This window comes from Streptomyces sp. NPDC046379, from assembly GCF_055587785.1.
The window spans coordinates 140,608-150,329 of record NZ_JBVJFP010000004.1 but is presented as its reverse complement, the minus strand read 5'-3'; the positions used below and the strand labels follow the sequence as shown (position 1 = coordinate 150,329).

The 9,722-nt window shown below is 75.2% G+C and carries 1 protein-coding gene and 1 pseudogene; both read left to right on the top strand.

Translation table 11 applies throughout. The annotated features are described in order from the left end of the window. Positions 1–162: 162 nt before the first annotated feature. A pseudogene (locus ACZ6KF_RS09890) lies at positions 163–4,551 on the top strand (type I polyketide synthase); the annotation flags it as partial. A 205-nt stretch (positions 4,552–4,756) separates the two neighbouring features. Next, positions 4,757–9,691 carry a type I polyketide synthase gene (locus ACZ6KF_RS09885; protein ID WP_469237977.1) on the top strand — a complete coding sequence of 1,645 codons (4,935 nt, stop codon included), beginning with the start codon at positions 4,757–4,759 and terminating at the stop codon, positions 9,689–9,691. Positions 9,692–9,722: the final 31 nt, after the last annotated feature.

Below are 9,722 nucleotides of genomic sequence, written 5' to 3'. Positions count from 1 at the left end.
CGATCGGGGAAACCGAGACCGGGGGAAACCCAGACCGGGGAAGACCGAGAAATCCGAACACCGAGAAAACCGGCACCGAGAAAACCGGCATCGAGAAGACCGTCGCCGAGAAGTCCCGTCCCAGGGCCTCGGAGATCCGTGAACCGTGAGGAGTGGACCTCGGTGAGCAATGAGCAGAGGCTTCTCGAATACCTCAAACGCGCCACCGCCGATTTGCGCGACGCGCGGAAGCGGCTCGCCGAGAACGAGCGGCAGGCGAATGAGCCGATCGCCGTCGTCGCCATGGCCTGCCGTTACCCGGGCGGCGTCGATTCGCCGGAGGGCCTGTGGGACCTCGTGACGGACGGCGTGGACGCGATCTCGGCCTTCCCGTCCGACCGAGGCTGGGCCGAGGACGTGTACGACCCGGAGCCGGGCCGGCCCGGGAGGACGTACGCGCGTGAGGGCGGTTTCCTGTACGACGCCGGCGACTTCGACAGCGACTTCTTCGGCATCAGCCCGCGTGAATCGCTCGGGATGGACCCCCAGCAGAGGCTGCTGCTGGAGGTGTCCTGGGAGGTGTTCGAGCGGGCCGGGATCGACCCGGTGTCGCTGAGGGGCAGTTCGACGGGTGTCTTCGCCGGGGTGATGTATCACGACTACGCCCTGGGGCGGTCCGCCGCGAGTTCCAGCGGCGGCAGTCTCGTCTCCGGCCGGGTCGCGTACAGCCTGGGGTTCGAGGGGCCGGCCGTCACCGTGGACACGGCATGCTCGTCGTCGCTGGTGGCACTGCACTGGGCCGGACAGGCGCTGCGCCGCCGGGACTGCGACCTCGCCCTGGCGGGCGGCGTGACGGTGATGTCCACGCCCGACATGTTCGTCTACTTCAGCGAGCAGCGGGGCCTCGCCTCGGACGGCCGGTCGAAGTCGTTCTCCGCGTCCGCCGACGGGGTCGCCTGCTCCGAGGGTGCGGGTGTGCTGCTGCTGGAGAGGCTGTCCGACGCCCGTCGCAACGGGCACCCGGTCCTCGCGGTGATCCGCGGCTCCGCCGTCAACCAGGACGGCGCCTCCCACGGCCTCACCGCCCCCAACGGCCCCTCACAGCAGCGGGTCATCCGGCAGGCGCTGGCGAACGCGGGCCTGTCCGCGGCCGACGTGGACGCCGTCGACGGACACGGCACCGGCACGCGGCTCGGCGACCCCATCGAGGCACAGGCGCTGCTCGCCACGTACGGTCAGGACCGGCCGGAGGACGAGCCGTTGTGGCTCGGCTCGGTGAAGTCCAACATCGGGCACACGCAGGCGGCGGCGGGCACGGCGGGCATCATCAAGATGGTCGAGGCCATGCGGCACGGCCGGCTGCCGAAGTCCCTGCACCTCGACCGGCCTTCCCCGCATGTGGAGTGGTCTCAGGGCAACGTCCGGCTGCTCACCGAGGAGGTCGACTGGCCGGACCGGGGACGTCCGCGCCGGGCCGGTGTCTCCTCGTTCGGCATGAGCGGCACGAACGCCCACGTCATCATCGAGCAGGTCCCGCGGCCCGAGGCATCCCTGGAGCCCGCCGAGCCAAAGGAACTCAACGAGTACGAGCACGAGTGCGACAAGGCCGGCACGAGGACGGGCGTACGGCTGCCCGTCCTCGCCTGGGTGCTGTCGGGACGGACGCCGGACGCGCCGGCCGGACAGGCGCGCAAGCTGCTGGCCGCCACCGGACCGGACCCCCGTGACCCCGTGTCCGTCAACGCGGCGCCTGCGAACCCGGCGTCCGCGAACCCCGCCTCCACCGACCGCACCTCCGCCCACCCCACCGCCGCCGCCCCCACCCACACCTCCACGGATCCGGCCTCCGCGCTGGACATCGCCTACTCCCTGGCGACCTCACGAGCCCGGTTCGAGCACCGGGCGGCCGTCGTCGGCCGGGACCGGGAGGAACTCACCCGCGGACTCGCGGCGCTGGCGGCCGGCGAGCCGCACCCGGCCGTCGTGCAGGGCACGGCACGTTCCACGGGACGGACGGCGTTCTTGTTCACCGGGCAGGGAGCGCAGCGGCTGGGCATGGGACGGGAACTCCACGCCGGCTATCCGGTGTTCGCGGCCGCGTTCGACGCCGTGACCGCCGAGCTGGACGCCCGGCTCGACCGCCCCCTGCGCGAGGTGATGTGGGGCGAGGACGAGGGGCTGCTCCACCGGACCGCGTACACGCAGCCCGCGCTCTTCGCCTACGAGGTGGCGTTGTACCGGCTGGTGGAGTCCTGGGGCGTCCGCCCCGATCATCTGGCCGGTCACTCCGTCGGCGAGATCGCCGCCGCCCATGTCGCCGGCGTGCTGTCCCTGTCCGACGCCGCCGAACTCGTCGTGGCGCGCGGCAGGTTGATGCAGGCCCTGCCCGCGGGCGGCGCGATGGCGGCCGTGGAGGCCGCCGAGGACGAGGTGCGTCCGCTCCTCGACGACCGGGTGAGCATCGCGGCCGTCAACGCCCCGCGGGCGGTCGTCGTTTCGGGCGACGAGGACGCGGTAGCGGCGATCGCGGCCCGCTTCGGGGCCGAGGGACGCAGGACGAGCCGCCTGGCCGTCTCCCACGCCTTCCACTCGGCCCTGATGGACCCGATGCTCGCCGCCTTCCGCGAGGTCGCGCGGCGGCTGTCGTACGACAAACCGCGCGTCCCGGTCGTGTCCACGGTGACCGGCGTCCGCGCCGAGGAGCTGACGGACCCGGAATACTGGGTGCGGCAGGTCCGCGAGGCCGTCCGGTTCGCGGACGCCGTCGGCCACCTCGACGCACAGGGCGTCACCCGTTACCTGGAACTGGGCCCGGACGCCGTGCTGACCGCGATGGCACGGCACACCGCCGAGTCCGAGCACGCCGTGTTCGCCGCCGCCGGACGCCGCGACCGGGCCGAGCCGGACACGCTGGTCGCCGCCGTCGCCCGGCTGCACACCAGCGGGGCGGCCGTGGACTGGGAGGCGTTCCACGCCGGCGCCGGGGCCCGCCGGGTCGACCTGCCCACGTACGCCTTCCAGCGCCGGCGGTACTGGCTGGCCCCGCCCGCCGCAGACCAGGGCGTCGTGGACGCGGGCCTGGACACCGTCGTCCACCCGGTCCTGCGTGCTCGCGTGTCGCAGCCCGAGGGCGCCGAGCTGCTGCTCACGGGACGACTGTCCGCCGAGCGGCTGTCCTGGCTCGGGGATCACGAACTGCTCGGCAGCACGGTGTTCCCGGGGGCGGGTCTGGTGGAGCTGGCGCTCGCGGCCGGTGACCGGGCCGGCTGTCCGATGCTGCTCGAACTGTCGGCCGGGGCGCCACTCGTCCTCCCCGGCCGGGGCGGGCTCGTCCTGCGGGTGCGTGTGGGCGCTCCGGACGACGGCGGGCGGCGGAAGCTGACCGTCCACTCGCGCCCCGACGACCCCGGCCAGCCGTGGACCCGCAACGCGACCGGCATGCTCGCCGCCGCGTCGGCCGCGCCCACCACGTCGGCCGCCGCCACGGCCTCCACGGCCTCCACGGCCTCCACGGCCTCCACGGCCTCCACGGCCTCCACCACCTCTGCCGCCCCGACCGCCCCCGCCGAACGGCCCGCACCCGCGCCCGCGCCCGCACCCGCACACAACCCCGCACCCACGCCCACCTCCGCATCCGTATCCCTGAACGCCTGGCCACCCCCCGGCGCGGAGCCCCTCGACGTCGACGCCGTCTACGACCGCCTGCTCGCCCGGGGGCACGTCTACGGCCCCGCCTTCCAGGGCGTCACGGCGGCCTGGCGGCGCGGCGGTGAGCTCTTCGCCGAGGTCGCCCGCCCGGCCGACGCGTTCCACGCCGACGCGCTGGAGGAGACGGAGGGGACCGACGCCGGGGATCCGTTCGTCCTGCACCCGGCCCTCCTCGACGCCGCCCTGCACCTCGCCCTGGTCTACCGGCCCGACGACGAGCCGCCGCTGCCCCTGCTCCCGGCCTCCTGGACGGGCGTGCGCGCCCATGCCTCCGGCGTCTCGGCAGGGCGGGTGCGGATCGCGTCGGCGGAGGACGGCGGGGTGACGGTGACGCTGGCCGACGAGGACGGCGTCCCGGTGTTCTCCGCCGACACGGTCGGCTGGCGGACCGTCTCCGCCGACGACCTCGCCGCGCACCGTCCCGACGGCCCGCCGCCGTCCCCCTCGGCGACTGCGCCGCCCCGCCCGGCCGTGCGCCGCGGCGCGGACCTGCGGCGACGTCTTACGGGACTCGACGCGGCCGAACGCGCCCGGACCCTGCTGGACGCGGTACGGGCACACGTCGCCACCGTCCTCGGCCACTCCTCCCCGGACGCCGTCGAACCCGACCGGGCGTTCGGGGAACTGGGCTTCGACTCGCTGGCCGCCGTCGAGCTGCGCAAGCGGCTCAGCGCGGCGACCGGGCTGAACCTGCCCGCCACGCTCGTCTACGACCATCCGACGGCCCGCGGCGTCGCCGAGCACCTCCACGGCGCGCTCGACCCCGCGGGCGGCGACCCGGTACGGCCCGTCCTCGCCGACGTCGACCGGCTGGACGCGGCCCTCACGGCACTCCCGGCGCTCGGTCCCACCGACGACGGGCACGCCGCGATCACCGCCCGCCTGGAGGCCCTGCTGCGCAAGTGGCGCGACGCGCACGGCAGTTCCCCGACCGGCGGCGCCGGCGACCGCGATCTGTCGGCGGCCGGCGACGACGAGCTGTTCGACCTGCTCGACAGCGAACTCGGCACTCCCTGACGCCCGTTCCCCGCCGGCTCCCTCCCCGCGAACAGTTCGAGATTGGCTGAGTGTGATGAGCAACGACGACAAGCTCCGGGACTATCTCAAACGCGCCGCCGCCGACCTTCAGCAGACCAAGCGGCGGCTGCGCGAACTGGAGGACCGGCAGCACGAGCCGGTCGCGATCGTCGCGATGAGCTGCCGCTACCCCGGCGGCATCGGCTCGCCGGAGGAACTGTGGGACCTGGTCGCGGCGGGCCGGGACGCCATCTCCTGCTTCCCGGCCGACCGCGGCTGGGACGTCGACGCCCTGTACGACCCCGAGCCGGCGGTCACCGGAAAGACGTACTGCCGGGAAGGCGGGTTCCTGCACGACGCGGGCGACTTCGACGCCGGCTTCTTCCGGGTCAGCCCGCGGGAGGCCCGCGCGACCGACCCGCAGCAACGGCTGCTGCTGGAGACCTCCTGGGAGGCGCTGGAGCGTGCGGGGATCGACCCGACCTCGCTCAAGGGCAGCCGTACCGGCGTCTTCACCGGCGTCGTCTACCACGACTACGCGGTGGGCGGCGGAACCGGCGGCATGGCCAGCGTCGCCTCCGGCCGGGTCGCCTACGTGCTGGGCCTGGAGGGGCCCGCCATCACCGTGGACACCGCCTGCTCGTCGTCCCTGGTCGCCCTGCACTGGGCCGTGCGGTCGCTGCGCGCGGGCGAGTGCTCGATGGCGCTGGCCGGCGGGGCCACCGTCATGGCGCACCCGTCGTCGTTCGTCGGCTTCAGCCAGGAACGCGGCCTCGCCCCCGACGGGCGCTGCAAGTCCTTCGCCGCCGCGGCCGACGGCACCACCTGGTCCGAGGGCGTCGGCATGCTGCTGGTCGAACGGCTCTCCGACGCCCGCCGCAACGGGCACCCGGTCCTCGCCGTGATCCGCGGCTCCGCGGTCAACTCCGACGGTGCGTCCAACGGCCTCACCGCGCCCAACGGGCCCTCCCAGCAGCGGGTGATCCGGCAGGCGCTGGCCGAGGCCCAGCTGTCCGCCGCCGACGTCGACGCGGTCGAGGCGCACGGCACCGGCACCGTCCTCGGCGACCCGATCGAGGCGCAGGCCCTCCTCGCCACCTACGGCAGGGACCGGCCCGCGGACCGACCGCTGTGGCTCGGCTCGTTCAAGTCGAACATCGGCCACGCGCAGGCCGCGGCCGGCGTGGGCGGCGTCATCAAGATGGTGCAGGCCATGCGGCACGGCGTACTCCCGCGCACCCTCCACGTGGACGAGCCGACGCCGAAGGTCGACTGGTCGTCCGGCGGCGTCCGGCTCCTCACCGAGCAGATCGCCTGGCCGGAGGGCGCAGCCCCGCGCCGCGCCGGAGTCTCCTCCTTCGGCATGAGCGGCACCAACGCCCACGTCATCGTCGAACAGGCGCCGGAGGAGCCCGACGCCCGTACCGAGCAGCCCGCGACGCCCACGGCCGGCGCCGTACCCCTCGTGATCAGCGCCCGGACGGGGGACGCCCTTGCCGCGCAGGCCGCCCGCCTCGTCGCGCACCTCGACACCCACCCCGGACAGGGCCTGACCGACCTCGGCCTCTCGTTGGCGACCACCCGGGCCGCGATGGAACACCGCGCCGTGATCGTGGCCGGCGACCGGGACGCATTCGCCCGGGAGCTACGGGCCCTGGCCGACGGCAGGCCCACCGCGAGCACCGCCCTCGCGAGCGCCCGCCCCGACGCGCCGACCGCCTTCCTCTTCACCGGACAGGGCGCGCAACGCCTCGGAGCGGGCCGCGAACTCCACGCCGCCCACCCGGTGTTCGCCGCCGCCTTCGACGAGACGGCCGCCGCTCTGGACCGGCACCTGGAGCTTCCCCTCACGGACGTGCTGTGGGGCGAGGATCCCCGGGCGCTGGAGCGCACCGCCTACGCCCAGCCCGCCCTGTTCGCCGTCGAGGCGGCCCTGTTCCGGCTCCTGGAGTCCTGGGGCCTGCGGCCCGACTTCCTGGCCGGGCACTCCGTCGGCGAACTGACCGCCGCCCACGTCGCCGGCGTGCTGTCCCTGCCCGACGCCGCCGAACTCGTCGCCGTCCGCGGCCGGTTGATGCAGGCGCTGCCCGCCGGCGGCGCCATGACGGCCGTGCAGGCGAGTGAGGACGAGGTACTGCCCCTGCTCGCGGGCGAGGTGGGCATCGCGGCCGTCAACGGCCCCGCAGCGGTCGTGATCTCGGGCGCCGAGGACGCGGTCTCCCGGATCGCCGCGGTCTTCGAGGCGCAGGGACGCCGCACCAGGCGGCTCGCCGTCTCCCACGCCTTCCACTCGCCCCTGATGGACCCGATGCTCGCCGACTTCCGCCGGGTCGCCGAGCGGATCACCTACGGCGAACCCCGCATCCCGGTCGTCTCCGCCCTCACCGGCGAACCCGCCACCGGTGACGACCTGCGCTCGGCCGACTACTGGGTGCGCCACGCCCGGGAGACCGTCCGCTTCCAGGACGCCGTGCGCGCCCTGGAGGCCAAGGGCGTCACCACCTTCCTCGAACTCGGCCCCGACGCCGCGCTCACCCCCATGGGCGCCGACTGCCTGACCGCCGACGAGGACGCCCCGGACCGCGCGGCCTTCGCGCCGGTGCTGCGCCGCGACCGGGGCGAGGACCGGGCGGCCGTCGGCGCCCTCGCCCTCGCCCACGCCCGCGGCGCCACGGTCGACTGGCCCGCCTTCTTCGCCGGGCGCGAGGCCCGCCGGGTGGACCTGCCGACGTACGCCTTCCAGCACCGCCGCTACTGGACCGACGGCAGCAGCCCCGACGACGGCGGCGCCGGTCCGGACGGCGCCCCCGCCCCGCACCCGTCCGGCACGCCCGAGGACGCCCTCTTCTGGGACGCCGTCGAACGCGAGGACGCCACCGCTCTCGCCGAACGGCTCGGCCTCGACCCGACTGCCCTCGCCCCCGTGCTGCCCGCGATGTCCGCCTGGCGGCACCGTCGGCGCGAGGAGTCCGAGGCCGACGCGGTCCGCTACGAGGTGACCTGGACGCCGGTCACCGACCGGCCCCCAGTCCCGCTCACCGGTACCTGGCTCGTCGCGGCAGCGCCCGGCGCCCCGGCCGAGGCGCTCACCGCCGCCCTCGCCGCGCGCGGCGCCCGCACCGTCCACGTCGACGCGGCCGGCGCCGACCGCGCCACCCTCGCCGACCTGCTGCGCGCACACACGCCCGCCGGCGCCGAGGACACCCCTGCCGGTGTCGTCTCCCTCCTCGCCCTCGACGACCGCCCCCACCCCGAACACCCCGCTCTCTCGCGCGGGTTCGCCGACACCGTCGCCCTCGCCCAGGCGCTCGGCGACATCGGCTGGAACGGGCGGTTGTGGTGCGTCACCACCGGCGCCGTCTCCGTCTCCGTCGGGACGGGACCCGGCGCCGGCACGGGACCCGATGCCGACGAGCCGGCCCACCCCGCGCAAACCGCCGTATGGGGCCTCGGCGCCGGACTCTCCCTGGAGAGCCCGCAGACCTGGGGCGGCCTCGTCGACATCCCCGCCGGCGACGCCAGCGACACCACCCTGCGCCGCCTGTGCGACGCCCTGTCCGGCGCCACCGGCGAGGACCAACTGGCCGTCCGCCCGCACGGCGTCCTCGCCCGCCGCATGGTCCACGCCGCCGGCCACGCGGCCCCCGAGCCCGCATGGCGCCCGCGCGGCACGATCCTGATCACCGGCGGCACCGGCGGCCTCGGCGCCCACGTCGCCCGCATGCTCGCCCGGCACGGAGCACCGCACCTCGTCCTCGCCGGCCGCCGCGGACCGCAGGCTCCGGGCTCCGCCGAACTCGCGGCCGAGCTGCGCCGATCGGGCGCCGAGGTCACCGTCGAGGCCTGCGACATGGCCGACGGCGCCTCCGTGCACACCCTCCTGACCGCCCTGCGCGCCGACCCCGACCGGCCCCTCACCGCCGTCTTCCACGCCGCCGGCGTCGCCCAGCGCATGGCGCTCCTCGGCGAACTGACCCTCGCCGAGATCGCCGACATCGCCACGGCCAAGGCCCTCGGCGCACGACACCTCGACGAACAGCTCGGCGACACCCCACTCGACGCCTTCGTGCTCTTCTCCTCCGGCGCCGCCCTGTGGGGCAGCGCCGGCCAGTCCGCCTACGCCGCCGCCAACGCGTTCCTCGACGGACTCGCCGACCGCCGCCGCGCCCGCGGACTCACCGCCACCTCGATCGCCTGGGGTTCCTGGCAGGGCGGCATGGTCGACGCCGAACTCGCCGCCATGATGCGCCGCATCGGCGCCCCCGCCATGGACCCCGCCCTCGCGGTCGCCGCGCTGCGCCGCGTCCTCGCCCTGCGCGCAGCACGCCCCGTGATCGCCGCGTTCGACTGGCCCCGCTTCGCCCCGACCTACACCCTCGCCCGCCCCCGCCCCCTGCTCGACGCCCTCCCCGAGGTCCGCGCCGCCCTCGAAGGCGACGACACCGGCGACACCTCGGAAGGCGCGGCGCTCGTGGCACGGCTCGCCGTCCTGCCCGAGGCCGAACAGCGCCGGACCCTGCTGGAGTTGGTGCGCTCGCACGTCGCCGCGCTCCTCGAGTACGAAGACCCCGCCGACGTCGCACCCGCCCGTGCCTTCGACGACCTCGGCTTCGACTCGGTCGCCGCCGTCAACCTGCGCACCCGGCTCAGCACCGCCACCGGCCGCAAACTCCCCACCGGCGTGATCTTCGACCACTCGACCCCGGCAGCGCTCGCCGAACACCTGCGCACCGAACTCCTCTCCGGCGGCGGCACGGGAGCCCTCGGCGTCCTCGCCGACCTCGACCGCTTCGAGGAGGCCGTCTCGGCGCTGACGGCCGAGGAGATCGAGGGCAACCGGATCATGGCGCGCCTGCAGAGCCTGGTGACGCGCCTCACCGACACCCTCGCCGCGTCCGGCAGCGGCGAAGACGTCGGCGACCAGCTCGAAACGGCCTCCGCCGACGAGCTCTTCGACTTCATCGACAAGGAACTCGGCCTCGCCTGATCGAGTGCGCGAACGGCTCCGACGAACCAAA